The following is a 17058-nucleotide window of genomic DNA, read 5'->3' on the forward strand; positions in this document are numbered from 1 at the left end:
GCTAAATTTCGTCGACCATGTTCGGCTCGGCCGTCTTGAATATGAAATATGCGATGCCGAACAGAACCAATCCAATAGCGGACGCGTAAATAAGCTGTTCGACGCTGATGGTTTGCTTGCCGATCAGTGCGCCCCGGAAGGCCTCGACTAGAAGCGCCAGAGGATTGAGTTCGTAGATTGCTCGCCACTGCGCTGGAACGGCAGCCAAAGGATACAGCACAGGTGTTGTGAATAGCATTCCTTGCAGCAGCAGAGGCAGTCCGATCGCGATATCGCGGAATCCGATTTGCGCAATCGAGAGCATTAACGAAAAGGCCGCTGCATAGATAACCAGAATGAGGGAAATGGGCAGCAGCTCGATCACGGTCGCCGGAATGCTATGTCCGCTATAGACGAGGGCTGCCATCGTCAGGGCGGTTGCGATGATGAGGTCGGCAAGCGCAGCAAAGACGTAAGACAGCGGTATGACCTCGCGGGGGAAGTATACCTTGGCGAGGAGTGCTCTGCTACTCAGCACACCCGCAGCAGCTGTACTCAGTGAAGTTGCAAAGAATGTCCATGGCGAGAGACTGGCGAGAATGAAGAGCGGATAGGGAATACCCGAGTTCGAATGGCCGCCGATTGCAGAACCGACTACGGTCAGAAATCCCAGAAATGCGAGAGGCTGCAGGATCGCCCACGCCCAGCCAAGCCAACTGTTCTGATAACGCACCCGCAGTCGGTTGATCGTCATGTATCTGAGGAGCTCGCGATACGCCATAAGTTCACGGAGCCCGCCGGATACACGACTTAGGGCAGGCACTGTGCTCCGAATGATGGTGACAGTTCGTTCAGACAACGAGTTGTTTCCTCGCGACTGTTGAAGCAGGGGGTACGATCTCGTCCAAGGCGGCGCGAACAGTGGCGGCGCTCTGCGAATATTCCATCCAGTCGTGATGGCCACCGGGTACATCGTATATCACGACCTGACCGCTGATCCGGCTATCCCAGTTCGAGGCGACATCGGCCATGCCAAAAGTTCGGGCAGCCCTGAAGAGGTGAACGTTACCATCGAACAAGTGCCCAGGGTAATACGCGCGCACAGCAGGCCAGATTCCTCCCCAAATGCGTAGGTGCCATTCATATCCTTGTGCATTCGGTCTAAACGTCCGGCGATACCAAACTTCGAACGATCGTTTGACAATTCGGACAGGGCGCAGGACGGCTTTCGATTCAAAGAAGCCGCGAACGGGCGTGTCGAGTTGCCCAAGAAGTGCAATCTCTTCGCCTGCTTGCTGTAACTGCAGCGCCATTTCGAAAGCCACGATGCCGCCCTCGCATCCGCCTGCCAGCAGGTAAGGACCTTTGGGTTGAACGGCCCTTATCCTGGACAGAAATTCTTTGGCGATAGCTTCAATGCTATCGAACATGGGTAGGTCCGCGAGCAGCCGCTGTTCCTGAAGGTTGTAAACGTCCAGCTTGTAGACCGTCGGCCCCGGCCCGAGTGCTTTTGCCATCTGGATGCTGTTGCGCTGCGCACTGCACATGAACAGCAGTCGTCCATCGCTCCCTTCGGTGATCTTGGTAACGGCATGGTCTGGTTCGTTCTTAGAACGACTTTCCGTAAGGCCGTTCACCAGTCCGTTCGCCGTCGGGTTCTCGAAGAACAGCGCCACCGGCAACTTCCGGTCCAGGCGGCGCGATAGCGCGGACATCAGCCGCACAGCCATGAGCGAATCGCCGCCGGCGTCAAAGAAATCCTCACGCATGTGGGCTGGTGGAGAACCGAGGAATTGCAGCCATAGCTCCGCGATGACTTTCTCTAAGGCCTCACGATGCTCCGACGACGCTGTTGAGGCCTTGCGAACAGGACGGGGGGCTGGGCTGGTAATAACTCCAACGGCCTTGGGATCGTGCGACGAGCGGGCATTGCTTGTGCCCCTTCTCGGATAAGCTTCAATCGTGTTGATATTCCCATAAGCAATTTGATCGAGCGCGATTCGTAGCGCATTCGAGATACGGGAGACGGTGCGAGGTGGCACCTTGCCCGGCCGGCTGTCAAAACCGATCCACAAGAGACCATCGGGTGTCTCGGAAGCAGTGACAAAAAGATCGGACGTTGGGGCGGGCGAGGGGACCCATGTTGGCCGGCAAGGCAGGCGTCCAAAGCGCTGGAATAGGCTGGGCACTGCGACCGAGGAAAACATCACCTGGCTGAGCGGAGCCGCATCACGAGAGCGCGATGGATTGGTGGCACGCACAAGCGCATCCCAGGGCACGTTTTCATACTCGAGGGCATCCACGAGTTGGTGCCCGACATCGGCCACAAGTTCGGCGATGGTCTGAGCGGTGTGAGCGCTGGCCTTCAGTGCGATCGCGTTGGCAAACGGGCCAATGATGCCCTCAGCTCCATCGCTGCCACGGCCGGCCACGGGCACGGTGATGACGAAGTCAGGCCCATTCGCGTAGGGCGCAAGCACTGTTTGGAGCGCTGCGAGCAATACGGTAAACAAGGTGACTCCGGTTTCTTGCGCGACCTCCCTGAGACGGTCTAGCGTTGCAGCGTCAACAGGCAGGAGATTACTCGCCCCCATCTGCCCCGAGCGGACGGCTCGTCTTGTGCCGAAGTCCAGCTGCGCCAATTTCGTGCTGAGTTTATTCGTATAATCCTGCAAGCGGGCGTGAAATGTACGAGTGGTTAGCCACTGTGCTTCGGCTATTGCGAAGTCAGCGTATTGCCAAGGCAGTGGTGTAAGTTCAGGAGGATTGCGAGCATCAAATGATGTATAAGCCTGTGCTATCTCACGCACGAACAGACCAAGTGAGAGATTGTCGGCAATGATATGATGCAGGACGAACACCAGAATATGGACGCCCGGCGCGCGCGTGACGACAGCCAGACGAACCAGGGGGCCACGGCTAAGATCAAACGGAGCGGCAACCTGCTCGCGAAGAATCGTCTTCAAGTCGGGTGTGGGACCGGATGGCGCATCGACAAGCATGACTTTAGGACGAAGATCGCCAATAACTTGACGTAGTGTTCCGTTGTCGTCGACGAATAACGTCCTGAGAGCCTCGTGCCGCTCGACAATAAAATCCAGGCTGAGCTGGAGTGCCGCAAGATCAAGCTTTCCGAAAACCTCAAGCGCGAACGGTAGGTGATGCTGCGGAACACCCGGAGCGATAAGCTCCATGAACCATGTCCGACGCTGTGACGCTGATGCGGGTTCGGAGTTGAGTAGCGGTTCCGTCGTATCGTCCGTCGCCAAAGAAGCTGCGATACCGGGATGCTTTTGAGACAAGCGAATGAGTCCCCCTTCTTGCAAGGCTTTAGTGGGTCTCATAGAAATTTGACATTCTTGAGCCGCAAAAATGTCTCCAGGTAACCGCTCGCATCGATAATGTGGGCTAGAGCATGGAACACGAGCTATTCGTCGACTGGTCACCTGATACTCGTGATCATGAAGCGCTGTTGCGCTCCTTGGTTCGCGATAACACCGCTCGTGGTGGGCAAAGTGGCTATCGAAATATCGCCATCATCGTAAGAGACCCTGATACTGGTGAGGCATCCAGCGGTGTTTGGGGATCTATCCTTTATGGGTGGTTGTTCGTTGAACTGCTGTATGTGGCCGAATCTGGCCGTCGTCAGGGCCTCGGTTCCCGCCTTCTTGCGGCGATCGAAAGCGCGGCGCGAGAGCAAGGATGCATAGGGGTCTGGCTGACTTCTTATGCGTTTCAGGCTTCTGGATTTTACAAGAAGCATGGATATGAGGAGTTTGGTGCGCTTGAGAGCTCCGCATCCATGGACGCAGATAGTCGGCTCGGCCTTTTCCGAAAGCTGTTCCGCCGCTGACCACACCAGTTGGCCAAGTGGTTCACGACGTGCAGAACGCGCAACTCCGCAACTCGCCGGTTGCCCTGCACGGCGTTCGTTGCAATGCCCGACTGTCATCAGGGTTCAATCGACTATCGATGATCCGGAATAGTGGCATCGCTGATCCTCGATGGAGAGGCGATTGCCACACTATGGTCGACGATCAAATTCATCATCGATGCGAATTTCGGATCGCATAGCATGGTTGAGAGTTTAGGAGGTGGCGCTTTGCTCGATTCAGTTGTGTGGGAGAGTCCGCAGTCTCATCCTCCGTTGTGGGAGGATGAGATTCACGTTTGGCAGAGCCATTTGGTTGCCGATGCAGGCACCCAATCGTTACTCCATTCGTATCTGAGCGAAGACGAGAACGAACGCGCAGCGCGCTTCCGGCTTGATCGCGATCGAAACAAATTCGTAACGACTCGCGGAACGTTGAGGATACTTCTGGCGCGATATCTTCAGGCACGGCCTAAAGATCTGATGTTTTTGCTGGGACCGGAGGGGAAGCCGGCACTCACGGCTGAATCGGCCGGAGAGATGTTGAGTTTCAACGTGTCCCATTCGCAGGATGTTGCGGTTTTCGCCTTCGGCCAAAATCGGAATATTGGGGTGGACGTTGAGAGAGTTCGCTTTGATGTCGAATACGACGACATCGCGCAGCATTATTTTTCAGTTGGTGAGATGCAATCGCTGGCCAAGCTTCCGCGAGGGAATCGACGTGAAGGTTTTTTTCTCTGCTGGACCCGCAAAGAGGCTTACGTCAAGGCAGGTGGGCGCGGCTTGCAAATCGCCCTCGATAGTTTCGATGTGAATTTGGAGCCGGGTGATCCGGCGTGCTTTCTCAGAGGGGTTCATGCATCGTGGCGAATCAGCAGCTTTATGGTCAGTAATGAGTATCCCGTTGCGCTGGTCTATGACGGGGCGCCCGCGGACCTTAAATTTTTTGATCTTGGGAATGTGCGTCGTCTGCAGTAAGCGCCGAGCAGTGCCGAGCGCATTGTGCATCTGCCGCGAAGCTTAGTAAATTACGTTACAGTTACAGAGGAGGCGCTCAATGCAAGTAACTTTGATGAAAGGCAAGATTCACCGTGCGCAGGTTACCGAGGCGGATTTGCATTATGAGGGGTCGATTTCAATTGATCGCAATCTGATCGAGGCTGCTAGATTCTTCATCAATGAGAGAGTTGATATTTACAATATCGATACTGGCGCCAGATTCTCCACTTACGTGATTGAGGCTCCGGCGGGTTCGGGAGTCATCGGCCTTAATGGAGCTGCTGCGCGTTTGGCGTTGACTGGAGACAAGGTCATTATCGTTGCCTACGCTAACTTCGATAGTGATGAAGCTCGCACATTTAAGCCTTCGATTGTTCTCGTCGACGAAAGGAATCGGCGAGTTAACTCGACGTTGCCGCCAGCGGCCGCGTCGTTGACGCATGAGGGCGTCTGACCTGATCGACCGCTCTAATGGTGTCTTATGCCTGTATCTGGAAGCAAGGGCCTTATGATACGCTTGCAGGAAATGCTGCTGATAAGTGTGCGGTTTGTGGGTCTACTTTTGTGAAGGGCTCCATTATTAAGAAGTAAGTCTGCTTCTGGTGTAAAGCGGGCGTTCATAGCCTGTCTAATGACAGAAGATGGACAGCCGGTGCTAGTTCTTCATTGCCAGGAAACGGCTGCAGGAGGTTTGCGATAACCTCGACTTCGTGGCAACGGGCCGGAGTTGGCTTGAAGCTTCGCATGTGCCAAATCAGGCGTAGAATCGAATAGTTGTCCCAATCACCTCTTGCATAGAATAATCATCAAGCCAAAGCGATGCCAGCGGTCAATTGAAACGAAGTTGGCTGGGTATTATACGTGAGATTGCGCGCCTCGCGTGTGGCATCATCCCAACTAACCGTTGCTTGGCGATCATTGGTGTTATGAGTGCGGAACGGCCAAGCGAACACGGATCGGTGGTGGCTCATTCTTCCCACAATTGCTGATTAAGAGATCGTACTGACTTGAAAGGCATCGGAAAGGCTTCCTTGCCTCGAACTGCAGCGGCTTTGTGAATCTCCGCGAGGAGTCATGAGCCGCTTAACTCGATTTCTATACGCAAGCAGGAGGGGGATTTTGCGGAATACCTATATCAGCGATGACATACTCGACACGACGGCGAAGGCCATCGCTGCTCAAGAGCCATGCCCTGTTTCTGGGCGGTTGGAGCCGTATCAAATTTTGCAATTGCTCGGCATCCACGCTGGAATTTGGCCAGCTTCGATTATGGATGATGTTGTGCGCGCGGCTATCGCGGATTATGAGCAGAATGCCACTTAGGGAGCGATACGAAATTTATTGGTGTCAAATCTCTGTTGTTGGATGCTGGGTATCGATCGCCGATCAGGGGGAGGACGGAAAGCCTCGACGAAGTCTCCTATTGTTAAACGCTTCGTCGTTATCTCCCGTCACCAGACCGATATCAGCGTAGAAGAGGCGTTCTGGACAGGCATGAAGGACATCTCGTCAATGCATGGGATGACGTTGTCCGCACTGGCCAGCGAGATCGATGGCCAGCGCAGGCGTGGTGGAAATTTGTCCTCAGCAGTCCGGCTGTTCGTACTCAATCATTATCATTCGATGATATCACCCCTTCGGAACGGCGCGCACCATTAAGCGTTCTGGCCGGATGGTTGAGGCCTTGCTAAACAGGTGTTTAACTGTTCAATCGCAGTGTTTCGGCGCAACGTGAAGCGCCATGCTCGCGGCTCCGCATCCGAGGTTTAGAAGACGGTGATTGGGGGTAGGCATAAAAAAACAAATGACCCCAGCAGCAACTATTAGAAACGATCCCACAAGCATTTCCAACGCTGCGCCTCTCGCGAGATGCGAAACAGCATTGCGGCTAGGGCAGGCTGATCTCTATTTTCCAAGGTCTGCCTTGTTGTAGTCGCTAATTGGTGGCGTCGGCATCGTCGCCCCCACCGCAATATAAGCGTAGCCCTTGTTCTGCCAGTAGGTTAGCGCATAGGGCCCGGCAGGGATCACCGTTACGAATCCGTGAAGGTCCTCAGGTTTGAAGCCAAGAGCAGCCGCGTCATTACGACAAATCTCGAAGCGCACGCCCTGCTTGGCAAAGCTTGCAGCGCGGTCGACAATATTCTTGTACTTTGTGTAATTTTTCTTTGCCCACAGCACCACTTCGGGGCCATGAGAAACGATAACCACCTTGACCGGATCAATCTCTTTTGGGCCAAAATCAGAGGTCGCCTTCATCAGTGCACTCAGATTGTTGAGCGCCACATTGACCATCTTTGGATCCTGAAAGTTGAAATCCCAGACCACCTCTAGCTGCTTGACGGTATCTATATCGGCGTAGCTCTCAAATTTCGCCGTTCCATACGGCCCTTGAGCATCTTGTGCGTGAGCAGCGCTGGTAATGATGATTGAGCTCGCAAACAACAGAGCACTAGCAATGGCGCGGGACATTTTGTGAAAGCTTTCTTTTAATGGCGAAGTGCCGCCGTGATGCATGACGGAATCGAGATCGGGTCATTTTAGTTAGGGCTAGTCGATTGTGTGTTGCGGAGGCAAGCACACTATCGCCACTCTGTATCCACTGAATGGTCACGCAATTAACGGTCATGCACCATCTTCTGCTTCTAAACTGTAGCTTCATCCAAAATGAAAGAGGGAGCAGTTCATGCGAGCCTTGGCAATGCCGATCGTGGTTGCGTCGCTTTTCATGGGAGTGTCGCCTATCATGGCGCAAAGCACTCCTGGATCGCCAAATCAAGAGAAGAAAACGCAGCAGGAAAGGGTTACGATACGCAGTATTCAAGTAGTAGATGTCGAAGATCTGCCGCCAGACATGCGTTCAAAGGTTGACGTGGTTTTGGCAAATACAAAGCAAGAGGATCTAAAATCACTCCGAGAGTCGATCGACGCAATGCCTGAGGCCGTCTCTGCACTCAAAGCGAAAGGGCGCAATTCTGAACAGGTTGTCGCCGTAAATGTCGATGGCAATAATACTCTGACTATGTTCACGAGGAAGGCTGCCTGATCAGACGACCACGGTGGGTGAAGCGCGAGCTAAGCTCTGTTCGAATCTAGCGGGAGAAGCCATGAAACTTAACGCGACGCAGGTGAAGCAGACCCTGAACCAGATGAACGCGCAAGTTCTTCCGGACAACCATCCAGCGGTTGGCAAATTGAGTGAGGTGTTCGGTGATCATACCTTCTTTGTTGATGAGGTCGGTCTAAAGGTATTTGAGCCGACAGGATCTATGGAAGCAGAAGCTCAGGCCGGTTCGGTTGTCAGTCTGGCCGACTGGAACGACGAAACCTTCGGCAGTCTAAAACCTCACGAGCCGGAACCCACTGGTACCGTGGTCGCTTTGACGCAGTCGGAGCAGTGATGTTTCGAATGAGATAGCCTGCGACAGGACGCCTCGTAATCAATCAAACTTGTGATCGCTGAAAAAGGGCGGGGGAAGATGTTCCCACGCCTTTTTTCTGTTGTTGAGAATTGGCGTGCGGAAAGATCTGAGAGTCGCTCATTCCGGATTTCCGATAACAACCGGAGGCAGTGTCCGCGCCTCGCTGGTTATCCGGATTGCAGTTTTGTCGATTTGGAAATCAGAAATTTGTTGCGGCGGTGGCGGAAGGTACGAACCAGTCAAAAATAGCAATGCCAGTAGGCATGAACCGACGACTGTAAAGTATCGAAAAATAGGCATAATGCTTAGGCTCCCGGCCTATAATCCGAGGGCTAAATGCTTGTTCCAGGGATGGCGGAAACTATTTGATTTGCGATGGCCTACAAATCACCCAAAGACCTAGCTGAGAGCCTATCCCGGCGCAAGAAACGGGCCGTGGCCGACGACTATTATGTCCGGGAGACCTTCACGCTTCCGCGGGAAGAGGCGGGGGAACGTCTGCCTGCGCAGTCGGAGCAAAGATGTTCGCGTCGCCGTCGCGTGAAAATCGCTGCGATCTATGGCGCCGTTCTCAATGAGAGGGGTTGGTGCTATGGCCACCAGAACGAAGCGAATGCGCAGATGAACTGGCATCGACGCTATGCCCAATCCGAACGCTTCACGCTTGACGCGTTCGCTGATTTTGAGAATGCGTAGTGATGGTAAAGCTGATCGTCGTTTTCATCGGCAGTCTTTTCGTCCTCGTGCCGGTCTGTCTTATCGTCGGCTACGGAATAGGTGAGCTGATCGCCGCTTATGTTTACCCCGTCACCGGCACGCCAGACCGTTACCGAGAAGACCGCGAATTGTTCGCCGGCGTTTACGGCATCATGTTCATCGGCGGATTTTTGTACGTTGCTTCCGCTCTATTCGTGATGTTCCGACTTATGAAGAGCATTCGAAAGCGTCGCGAGTGAGATTCTCTCTTTGTCTGCACGGCGTGGCGTGAGCGGCGGCAGCAATCGCACCCGGCGCTTGATGGAGCCGGCAGCCGAAATCCTCAGCGCGACCGGATTCCGGCGCGACTTTATGTACTCCCGGCCTTTCTCCTCGTCGGCCGCCGGCCAGTGCACGGCATAAAATCAGAAAATCTAATCCGTCATATTGGTACAACTCATGAGTTTTGTGCCGCACGATAATGCGATGATGACCACCGGGGACTCTAGCTGTTGAGGCTCGGAATCCTGGAAGACTGCTGGCTGCAAACCGTCGATGCGAGCAGAAGGCAAGGTGGACTCGTCAAGGCGGCTGGCAGGCGTGCGAATGATCTATGGTCTTGGCGACAATGAAGCATTCGGAGTTGGGAGGATTAGCACCGACTCCAGGCGCCCAATCCTTGATGTTCAGTATCGCGATTCGGACGCTGTCGATCGTCGCCTGCACAACGCCGCAAATAAGATGCTGCAGGGCTATCTTGTCAACCCAGACACCGTCCCGCGGATGGTGTGTTGGGAAAGCCAGGCGCAGCCGATCCTCGATTATGTCATTGCTGTCGGCAGCCCGATCGTATCCGAGGCGTTCCGACATGTGGTTGAAAAGCGCGACCCCGGTGTCCATCAATTTTTGCCGGTCGACATTCATCGAGCCAAAGCGAGCGCACCATTTGCTCGGCACTATTGGTTCGTCATCTGTCGGCGACTCCACAGTCTCCACGAAAGTGCGCTGACGCCGTTACGCACGGAGTGCGGTCGGTGGCGTACCGCGGTCGGCGACCGATGCGTGTTCAACAAAGCGGTCATTGGTGATGCGCCGATCTGGACGGATCCCGACATGCGTGGATCCGTGTTCTGCTCGACGCTTGTTGCAGAGGCGCTTGCCGAAGCCAGGCTGACCGGTCTTCGCTTCCACGAGTATCAGGATGATTAGCAAGCGTGCATATCGATAACGACCGGCCAGGAGGCTACAACTCGCTGTTTTCTCTTGCGACGGTTGTCCTCTTTTGTCGGTCCTCATCAAGCAGCCGATTACTGAAGGACAGTATCTGACCTGTTCCGTGTCTCGCGCGAGATTTCCGGTTTTAAATGCGGGTCAAATACTCCGCGGCTGACCTTCGCGGCTCCAGATGTAAACCCGGGATCAAGGCGCTAATTCGTTGCGATCAATCATGTGAGATTGTGAGATAACTGGCGATGATGCCCAGCTTATCTCCCGCAGGTCATATGGCTAGGCTAGGAAGTCGCTGCGGTTCACGCGGCTGAGTGACGTTTCCAGCCGCAAGCTGTCGCGCCGGATCTCTTCGACTGTTTCAAAAGTAAAGCGGATGTGCTGCGCGGCAGCGGCTTCGGCGTCCTTGGCTTTACCTGCGATCACGGCTTGCGCAATTGCGAGGTGCTGTTCAAGCAATTGATGCCGGACGCCCTCTCGCAGATAGAGTTGCGCACGATTGTAGAAGATATCGTTGCGTAGAAGATCCGCGAGTGCGCGCATAATGTGCAGCAGAACCACATTATGGCTCGCTTCATAGATTAAAAGATGAAGATCAACGTCTGCATCACCTTCTTGCGTCGGATCCTCCAGCCGATGGGCCTTCTGCATTCGCTGCATGCATTGCTGGATCGCTTGTCGGTCTACATCGGTGGCGCGCATGGCCGCGAATCGCGCCGCGTTCACTTCCTGAATGCGGCGGAATTCGAAATAATCGGCGGTTACCCGCGGCCTATCCTGCAACAGGGTTGCAAGTGGCTGAAAGAGCGGCGTGAGGAATTGCGCGACGAATGTCCCTGATCGGCCGCTGGCCAATAAACCGCGTCCCTCGAGGATCTCAATTGCTTCACGGAGCGATGGGCGTGATATCTCCAGCTTCTCGGCAAGCTCACGTTCTGGCGCGAGTTTTTCGCCCGGCCGCAACACGCCTTCCAGGATCAGCTTTTCGATGTGCGCGGCCATCGCTTCTGAGACTTTCGGTCCTCGCACAACGTTGCTCAAGACACTCCCACCCCTTTGGTAAATCGAGCGAATCCGGCGTCACTATGAACTAAAGGGGAGGTCGGTCAAGCATGGCGATGCTTCTTCGCGAATGGTCTTTTAAATTTATAATTGACAGTTGTGGTAAATCAATTTTACCAAACGAATAAATGTTAAAATAACATGACCAAAGATAATTTTTTACAAGAAAACATGAGGAGGCCTTAGTGACGTGGACCCAAGTTTACGACCCCTTTAACAACCCTTGGCTTTCGACGGCGGTGGCAGCGCTGCCGGTCATCGTGCTGCTGGGCGCGATCGCCATTTTCGAGATCAAGGCGCATTGGGCCGCGATATTAGGGCTGGTTGCCGCGCTGGTTGTCGCAGTTCTAGGTTTCGGCATGCCGGTGAAGCTGGCAGGCCTTTCCGCCGCTTACGGCGCCGCGTTTGGCGTGCTTCCGATCGGCTGGTTGGTGCTCAACATCATCTTTCTCTATCAGCTCACCAACGAAAAAGGCGAGTTCGAGGTTCTACAGCGCTCGATCAGCAGCCTTAGCGATGACCGGCGACTGCAACTGCTCTTCATCGCATTTTCGCTCGGTGCCTTTTTTGAAGGCGCGGCTGGTTTCGGCACACCGGTTGCCGTCACCGCGGCAATGCTCATAGGTCTCGGCTTCTCGCCGCTTGCTGCTTCGGGTTTGTCGCTTATTGCAAATACTGCGCCGGTTGCTTACGGCGCATTGGGAACGCCGGTCATTGCGCTTGCTGCGGTGACCGGCCTCGATCTTCAAGCGCTCTCTGGCATGATCGGACGGCAGCTACCATTCTTCTCTTTGATAGTCCCGTTCTGGCTGATCTGGGCCTTCGTCGGCTTCCGCAAGATGATTGAGATATGGCCCGCTATTCTCGTTGCCGGCGTTTCATTCGCGGTTCCTCAATATCTAGTGTCCAACTTCCACGGGCCATGGCTTGTCGACGTTATCGCAGCGATCTCATCGATGCTTTGCCTGTGGGCATTCCTGCAAGTCTGGCAGCCCAAGCGCATTTTGAAAGAGATGCCCGAGAGATTTAGAAAAGTTCAAAAGGAAGAAGAGCACGAGCATCAGGCCGATAAGACCTCGGCTGGCGCTGTTGCTCGAGCGTGGATGCCTTGGATTGTTCTCTCCTTGTTTGTATTCGCGTGGGGCACGCCTCAGATCAAAGCTTGGCTTGATAGCATCTGGATAGGTAGCGTTCCGGTTGAAGGGCTTCATAACCTAATCCTGAAGGCTCCTCCGGTTGTGGCGAAGCTAACCCCGGAGGGAGCGGTCTACGCATTCAATATCCTGTCAGCGGCTGGCACGGGTATTTTCCTCTCGGCGCTCGTGTCTGGCTTCCTTCTCGGCTACAGCCCACTTGGCCTTGCCAGAGTGTTCGGAAAGACCCTGGTTCTCGTCCGCTACTCGTTGCTAACGATCGCCTGCATGCTGGCGCTCGGCTTCGTGACCAAGTACTCGGGCACTGATGCCACACTCGGCCTTGCCATGGCCAAGACCGGAGTTCTCTACCCGTTCTTCGGCGCCATGATCGGTTGGCTCGGTGTTGCTCTTACGGGCTCAGATACGTCTTCGAATGTACTGTTCGGCGGGCTGCAGAAAATCAGCGCCCAACAACTGGGTTTGAACCCGGTGCTGATGGCGGCTGCCAACAGTTCCGGTGGTGTGATGGGTAAGATGATCGACGCCCAGAGTATCGTTGTCGCGTCGACCGCGACCAAATGGTACGGGCACGAAGGCACCATTCTGCGCTTTGTTTTCTTTCACAGCCTGGCACTGGCCGTCCTTGTCGGCTTCCTGGTGCTCGGTCAGGCCTATCTCTGGCCGTTGAGTCTCCTCGTGCACTGATGAGGGAGGCGGGGGATGGTCTCCCCCGCCTCTTTCTCTGGAAGATCCCTTGATAGTCAAACGATGGTCTAGAGGTCGGCTATGCGCCTGAATCAATGTCACAATTTCCATGACTTCCGGCGGCTCGCGCGTCAGCGGTTGCCGGGGCCGATTTTTGATTACATCGACGGTGGAGCTGACGACGAGTGCAGCCAGCGGCGCAACAGCAGGAGCTTCGAGGATTGCGATCTAGTCCCCAATGTATTGCGGGGCGTGCGCGAGATCGACCTGTCAGTAACCGTGATGGGCCAGAAGCTTGCCACGCCGTTCTACTGTTCGCCAACCGCGCTGCAGCGATTGTTTCACTACCAGGGCGAGCGCGCGGTTGCAGCCGCGGCGGCGAAGCTTGGGACGTTGTTCGGTGTCTCTTCCCTCGGCACGGTGAGTCTCGAAGAGCTGCGCAAAACCCACGACACGCCGCAAATCTATCAGTTCTACTTCCACCGGGACCGCGGTCTCAATCGCGCCATGATGCAGCGAGCCAAGGAGGCGGGTGTCGAAGTCATGATGCTGACGGTGGACAGCATCACCGGTGGCAATCGCGAGCGCGATCTGCGCACGGGCTTCAGCATTCCCTTTCGCCTGACTCCTGCCGGCATACTGCAATTTGCGATTAAGCCGATGTGGGGACTCCAGTATGTCACTCACGAGCGCTTCAAGCTGCCGCAACTGGAAGATCACGTCGACATGAGTGGCGGGGCGATGTCGATCGGCCGCTATTTCACGGACATGCTGGACCCCTCGATGAACTGGGACGATGTGGCCGAGATGGTGCAGAGCTGGAACGGGCCGTTCTGTCTCAAGGGTATCATATCGGTCGAAGATGCCAGGCGTGCGGCCGATATCGGTTGTGCGGGGATTATCCTCTCAAATCATGGCGGCCGGCAGCTCGACGGCTCGCGCGCTCCTTTCGACCATCTCGCCGAAGTCGTCGATGCCGTAGGCGACCGCATTGACGTCATGATGGATGGAGGTATCCAGCGTGGCACACACATCCTCAAGGCACTCTCGCTGGGTGCCAAGGCGGTGGGTCTCGGACGCTATTATCTTTATCCGCTCGCCGCCGCCGGCCAACCCGGTGTGGAGCGTGCGCTTGGCCTGCTGCGGACCGAACTCGAGCGCGACATGAAGCTGATGGGATGCACCTCGATCAGCCAGCTATCACGAGAAAACCTGCGCTTCAGATAGCGCCCTGCATTGAAACAAGGAGATGTTCCTTGAGTGCGCCGGCAGACTGTCACGACGAGCTATCCGGAACTATCGATCTTTCTCATACCCAACAGATCTGCGATCTGGTTGCGGAGAAGATGGGATTCGACTGCTCCTTCATGGGGCAGGGAGGTGTCATTCTGGCCTCCAATCTGCGCGAACGGATCGGGACCGTGCATGCAGCGGCCGCGCGAGTCATGGGCGGAGAGGTCGATCAGTTCGAAGTCAACGCCGATATGGCCGCTGCCAGCAATGGCAGTATGCGGGAAGGCATTAACATGCCCGTCAATATCGACGGAAAGCGTATCGGCTCCTACGGCCTTGCCGGTCCGCTCGATGCGGTCCGCCCCTTCGCTTACATCATTACCAGTCTTGTGGGGTCCGTGATCGCTCTGCGTATCCAAGATGTCAGCCGAACCAATCACATCTCTCGTCAGATGATGAAAGCAACGGGTGTCGCGGCGATAGCAGCCAATGCGGCGGAAGAGGCCGCCAAAGCCATGTTATTACTGAGCGAAACGACATCGCGGATCGGAGACGTTGCCACGACTATCGGCAAGGTCGCAAAGCAAACGAATTTGTTGGCGTTGAATGCGACAATTGAGGCCGGGCGGGCTGGAGATATGGGTGTTGGATTCGCTGTCGTCGCTCAGGAAGTGAAAGTGCTGTCGGGTCAGACAGCCAAGGCTACGATCGATATCGGCAGCCAGATTGGTAAGGTGCAAGGCGCGGTTGATGAAATGCGACGTGCCATGAGCGCGATGAACAACAGCATCAATAATGTCAGTGCGATTGTCGCGGATATTGCGAGCGTGATGCAGGAATCGCATTGAAGTGGTGACGAAGGCGTGGATCTCGCGTCGGCGTCCTTGCCGCGTCCGCTTGCTGATGGAGAAAAGAATTCGCCATGATCCAAGTTGAAGCCAAGGCCCAGCTGTCGCGCGCCGCTTTGCTGGATCGTCTGCGTGCTATCGTGGGGGCGTCCCATGTGCTGACGGAGGGTCGGAAGACGCGGCGCTATACGCGTGGTTTTCGCTGTGGCTGTGGTCCGGTGGCGGCGGTGGTGCGCCCCGGCTCTCTGATTGAGATGTGGCAGGTGCTGAACGCTGCCGTTGCGGCTGGACGAGTGATGATCTTCCAGGCGGCGAATACCGGGTTGACAGGCGGTTCTACTCCCTGGGGCGAGGATTATGATCGCGAGATCGTGTTGATTAGCGTGATGCGCCTGAGGGGTATTCACCTGATCGAAGATGGACGGCAGGTCCTCTGCTTGCCGGGCGCCACATTGGACGCGCTGGAGAAGCGCCTCAGTCCACTGGGCCGCGAGCCACATTCGGTGATTGGCTCATCCTGCATTGGAGCTTCAGTGCTGGGCGGCATCTGCAACAATTCGGGCGGCGCTCTGATCCAGCGCGGCCCCGCCTATACAGAGATGAGCTTGTACGCAGAGGTGTGCGCCGACGGTTCAGTCAGGCTCGTTAATCATCTCGGAATGGATTTGGGTGATGATCCCGAACAGATCCTGTCGCGTGTCGAACGCGGTGATCTGCCGGCCGCCGTGCCGACAAACGCCTGGGCCTCCGACCGCGAATATGTCTCCCATGTTCGCGACGTCGAGGCGGAGACTCCGGCACGGTTCAATGCCGATCCGCGGCGTCTTCGCGAGTCGGTGGGGTGTGCGGGCAAGCTCGCCGTCTTCGCCGTGCGGCTCGACACGTTCAAAGCTGAGAAGGAGACGGCCGTCTTCTACATAGGCACGAATGATGCCGCTGAACTAACCAAAATTCGTCGCTATATCCTCGCCAATTTTCAGAACGTCCCGATCTCGGGCGAATACATTCATCGCGAAGCTTATGACGTGGCGGCAAAATACGGCAAGGACACCTTCCTGTTCATTCAGAAGGTGGGGACCAACCGGATGCCTGCGTTGTTCGCCGCCAAGGCACGTATCGACGCGCTGACCGAGAGACTGAGGTTGGGGACGACTATCTCCGACCACCTCGCACAGGCCATGGCCGGACTCATGCCGCAGCATTTGCCGGCGCGGATGAACGATTTCCGTAATCGTTACGAACATCACCTACTTCTGCGCATGGGCGGCGCGGGTATCGTCGAGGCACGGGACTATTTGAGCGGCATCTTCCCCTCCGCCCGCGGTGACATGTTCGAGTGTACTCCGAAGGAGGGCGCAGCTGCTTTTCTGCACCGTTTCGCGGTGGCGGGAGCGGCGGTGCGTTATCGCGCGATCCATGCCCGCGAGGTCGAAGACATCGTCGCCCTTGACATCGCGCTACGCCGCAACGATCGCGACTGGGTCGAGCATTTACCTGCGGAGATGGACGCCAAGATTGAGAAGAAGCTCTATTACGGTCACTTCTTCTGTCACGTTTTCCATCAGGACTACGTGGTGAAAAAGGGGCACGACTGCCTCGCGCTCGAGCACGAGATGTGGGATCTGCTCGATAAGCGTGGCGCTGAGTATCCGGCCGAACATAATGTCGGCCATTTGTATCACGCCAAGCCCGAGCTGGCGGGGTTCTACCGCAGGCTTGATCCAACCAATAGTCTCAACCCCGGAATAGGCCAGACTTCGAAATGCGCGCACTGGCACTAGAGCGTCCCATCGTTCGATCTGTCTATGTGAGCATTTAAAGTCGCCTCCCGCTGTTCCAGCGTAACCTAGATCAGCTTATGCAATTGCCTTCGCGACTGC

The 17058-nt window shown here is 55.6% G+C and carries 18 protein-coding genes; 14 read left to right on the top strand and 4 right to left on the bottom strand.

The annotated features are described in order from the left end of the window. Position 1 precedes the first annotated feature (1 nt). Positions 2-733, bottom strand: coding sequence for an ABC transporter permease (locus AFIDRAFT_RS13665; protein WP_244597916.1), 732 nt, complete (start codon positions 731-733; stop codon positions 2-4). 97 nt (positions 734-830) lie between these two features. Further along, the gene (locus tag AFIDRAFT_RS13670; protein WP_283804993.1) at positions 831-3323 is read right to left on the bottom strand and encodes a condensation domain-containing protein; all 2493 of its coding nucleotides are present in this window, start codon (positions 3321-3323) and stop codon (positions 831-833) included. 71 nt (positions 3324-3394) lie between these two features. Here AFIDRAFT_RS13670 and AFIDRAFT_RS13675 point away from each other — a divergent pair, with 71 nt between their 5' ends. The 5 genes from AFIDRAFT_RS13675 (at position 3395) to AFIDRAFT_RS19520 (ending at position 6508) form a co-directional block, all read left to right on the top strand. After that, entirely contained in the window at positions 3395-3832 is a 438-nt protein-coding gene (locus tag AFIDRAFT_RS13675) for a GNAT family N-acetyltransferase (RefSeq protein WP_040298414.1), read from the top strand. Positions 3833-3964: 132 nt separating this feature from the next. After that, a complete protein-coding gene (locus AFIDRAFT_RS13680) occupies positions 3965-4828 on the top strand; it encodes a 4'-phosphopantetheinyl transferase family protein (RefSeq protein WP_245258180.1) in 864 nt (287 codons plus the stop codon). A 79-nt stretch (positions 4829-4907) separates the two neighbouring features. Beyond that, positions 4908-5303: an aspartate 1-decarboxylase gene (gene panD, locus AFIDRAFT_RS13685; RefSeq protein WP_009340070.1), complete on the top strand. Its 396-nt coding sequence runs from the start codon at positions 4908-4910 to the stop codon at positions 5301-5303. A gap of 665 nt (positions 5304-5968) precedes the next feature. Further along, positions 5969-6172: a hypothetical protein gene (locus tag AFIDRAFT_RS13690; protein WP_147293882.1), complete on the top strand. Its 204-nt coding sequence runs from the start codon at positions 5969-5971 to the stop codon at positions 6170-6172. A gap of 42 nt (positions 6173-6214) precedes the next feature. Further along, a complete protein-coding gene (locus AFIDRAFT_RS19520; protein ID WP_083801653.1) occupies positions 6215-6508 on the top strand; it encodes a ribbon-helix-helix domain-containing protein in 294 nt (97 codons plus the stop codon). A gap of 246 nt (positions 6509-6754) precedes the next feature. On the opposite strand, the gene AFIDRAFT_RS13695 is transcribed toward AFIDRAFT_RS19520, so the two are convergent. After that, entirely contained in the window at positions 6755-7366 is a 612-nt protein-coding gene (locus AFIDRAFT_RS13695) for a DsrE family protein (protein WP_002716786.1), read from the bottom strand. 169 nt (positions 7367-7535) lie between these two features. Between AFIDRAFT_RS13695 and AFIDRAFT_RS13700 the strand changes: the two genes are divergently transcribed. The 5 genes from AFIDRAFT_RS13700 (at position 7536) to AFIDRAFT_RS13720 (ending at position 10176) form a co-directional block, all read left to right on the top strand. Next, a complete protein-coding gene (locus tag AFIDRAFT_RS13700; protein WP_009340072.1) occupies positions 7536-7895 on the top strand; it encodes a hypothetical protein in 360 nt (119 codons plus the stop codon). A gap of 61 nt (positions 7896-7956) precedes the next feature. Then, entirely contained in the window at positions 7957-8250 is a 294-nt protein-coding gene (locus tag AFIDRAFT_RS13705; protein ID WP_002716784.1) for a hypothetical protein, read from the top strand. Positions 8251-8706: 456 nt separating this feature from the next. Then, complete coding sequence (locus tag AFIDRAFT_RS13710) at positions 8707-8967, top strand: hypothetical protein (RefSeq protein ID WP_245258181.1); 261 nt, start codon at positions 8707-8709, stop codon at positions 8965-8967. A gap of 2 nt (positions 8968-8969) precedes the next feature. Beyond that, complete coding sequence (locus AFIDRAFT_RS13715) at positions 8970-9227, top strand: hypothetical protein (protein WP_009340074.1); 258 nt, start codon at positions 8970-8972, stop codon at positions 9225-9227. 346 nt (positions 9228-9573) lie between these two features. Further along, the gene (locus tag AFIDRAFT_RS13720; protein WP_009340075.1) at positions 9574-10176 is read left to right on the top strand and encodes an imm11 family protein; all 603 of its coding nucleotides are present in this window, start codon (positions 9574-9576) and stop codon (positions 10174-10176) included. Positions 10177-10473: 297 nt separating this feature from the next. On the opposite strand, the gene AFIDRAFT_RS13725 is transcribed toward AFIDRAFT_RS13720, so the two are convergent. Continuing rightward, positions 10474-11235, bottom strand: a complete 762-nt coding sequence (locus AFIDRAFT_RS13725) for an FCD domain-containing protein (RefSeq protein WP_244597912.1) — start codon at positions 11233-11235, stop codon at positions 10474-10476. Between the two features lie 206 nt (positions 11236-11441). On the opposite strand from AFIDRAFT_RS13725, the gene AFIDRAFT_RS13730 reads away from it, so the two are divergent. The 4 genes from AFIDRAFT_RS13730 to dld all read left to right on the top strand — a co-directional run bounded on the left by AFIDRAFT_RS13730 (position 11442) and on the right by dld (position 16959). After that, positions 11442-13097 carry an L-lactate permease gene (locus tag AFIDRAFT_RS13730; RefSeq protein ID WP_009340076.1) on the top strand — a complete coding sequence of 552 codons (1656 nt, stop codon included), beginning with the start codon at positions 11442-11444 and terminating at the stop codon, positions 13095-13097. A gap of 81 nt (positions 13098-13178) precedes the next feature. Beyond that, positions 13179-14324: an alpha-hydroxy acid oxidase gene (locus AFIDRAFT_RS13735; RefSeq protein ID WP_009340077.1), complete on the top strand. Its 1146-nt coding sequence runs from the start codon at positions 13179-13181 to the stop codon at positions 14322-14324. Between the two features lie 29 nt (positions 14325-14353). Beyond that, positions 14354-15178 (top strand): methyl-accepting chemotaxis protein, encoded by an 825-nt coding sequence (locus AFIDRAFT_RS20355; protein WP_002716777.1) that lies wholly within the window; start codon positions 14354-14356, stop codon positions 15176-15178. A gap of 74 nt (positions 15179-15252) precedes the next feature. Beyond that, the gene (dld, locus tag AFIDRAFT_RS13745) at positions 15253-16959 is read left to right on the top strand and encodes a D-lactate dehydrogenase (protein ID WP_002716776.1); all 1707 of its coding nucleotides are present in this window, start codon (positions 15253-15255) and stop codon (positions 16957-16959) included. Positions 16960-17058: the final 99 nt, after the last annotated feature.

Source organism: Afipia sp. 1NLS2 (genome assembly GCF_000178995.1).
Taxonomy (GTDB): Bacteria; Pseudomonadota; Alphaproteobacteria; order Rhizobiales; family Xanthobacteraceae; genus Afipia.

Excerpts from the sequence above, each read along its gene's own strand:
- AFIDRAFT_RS13665 (WP_244597916.1), bottom strand. The coding sequence starts at position 733 with ATGACGATCAACCGACTGCGGGTGCGTTATCAGAACAGTTGGCTTGGC.
- AFIDRAFT_RS13670 (WP_283804993.1), bottom strand. The coding sequence starts at position 3,323 with ATGAGACCCACTAAAGCCTTGCAAGAAGGGGGACTCATTCGCTTGTCT.
- AFIDRAFT_RS13675 (WP_040298414.1), top strand. The coding sequence starts at position 3,395 with ATGGAACACGAGCTATTCGTCGACTGGTCACCTGATACTCGTGATCAT.
- panD (WP_009340070.1), top strand. The coding sequence starts at position 4,908 with ATGCAAGTAACTTTGATGAAAGGCAAGATTCACCGTGCGCAGGTTACC.
- AFIDRAFT_RS19520 (WP_083801653.1), top strand. The coding sequence starts at position 6,215 with ATGCTGGGTATCGATCGCCGATCAGGGGGAGGACGGAAAGCCTCGACG.
- AFIDRAFT_RS13695 (WP_002716786.1), bottom strand. The coding sequence starts at position 7,366 with ATGCATCACGGCGGCACTTCGCCATTAAAAGAAAGCTTTCACAAAATG.
- AFIDRAFT_RS13700 (WP_009340072.1), top strand. The coding sequence starts at position 7,536 with ATGCGAGCCTTGGCAATGCCGATCGTGGTTGCGTCGCTTTTCATGGGA.
- AFIDRAFT_RS13705 (WP_002716784.1), top strand. The coding sequence starts at position 7,957 with ATGAAACTTAACGCGACGCAGGTGAAGCAGACCCTGAACCAGATGAAC.
- AFIDRAFT_RS13715 (WP_009340074.1), top strand. The coding sequence starts at position 8,970 with ATGGTAAAGCTGATCGTCGTTTTCATCGGCAGTCTTTTCGTCCTCGTG.
- AFIDRAFT_RS13720 (WP_009340075.1), top strand. The coding sequence starts at position 9,574 with ATGATCTATGGTCTTGGCGACAATGAAGCATTCGGAGTTGGGAGGATT.
- AFIDRAFT_RS13735 (WP_009340077.1), top strand. The coding sequence starts at position 13,179 with ATGCGCCTGAATCAATGTCACAATTTCCATGACTTCCGGCGGCTCGCG.
- dld (WP_002716776.1), top strand. The coding sequence starts at position 15,253 with ATGATCCAAGTTGAAGCCAAGGCCCAGCTGTCGCGCGCCGCTTTGCTG.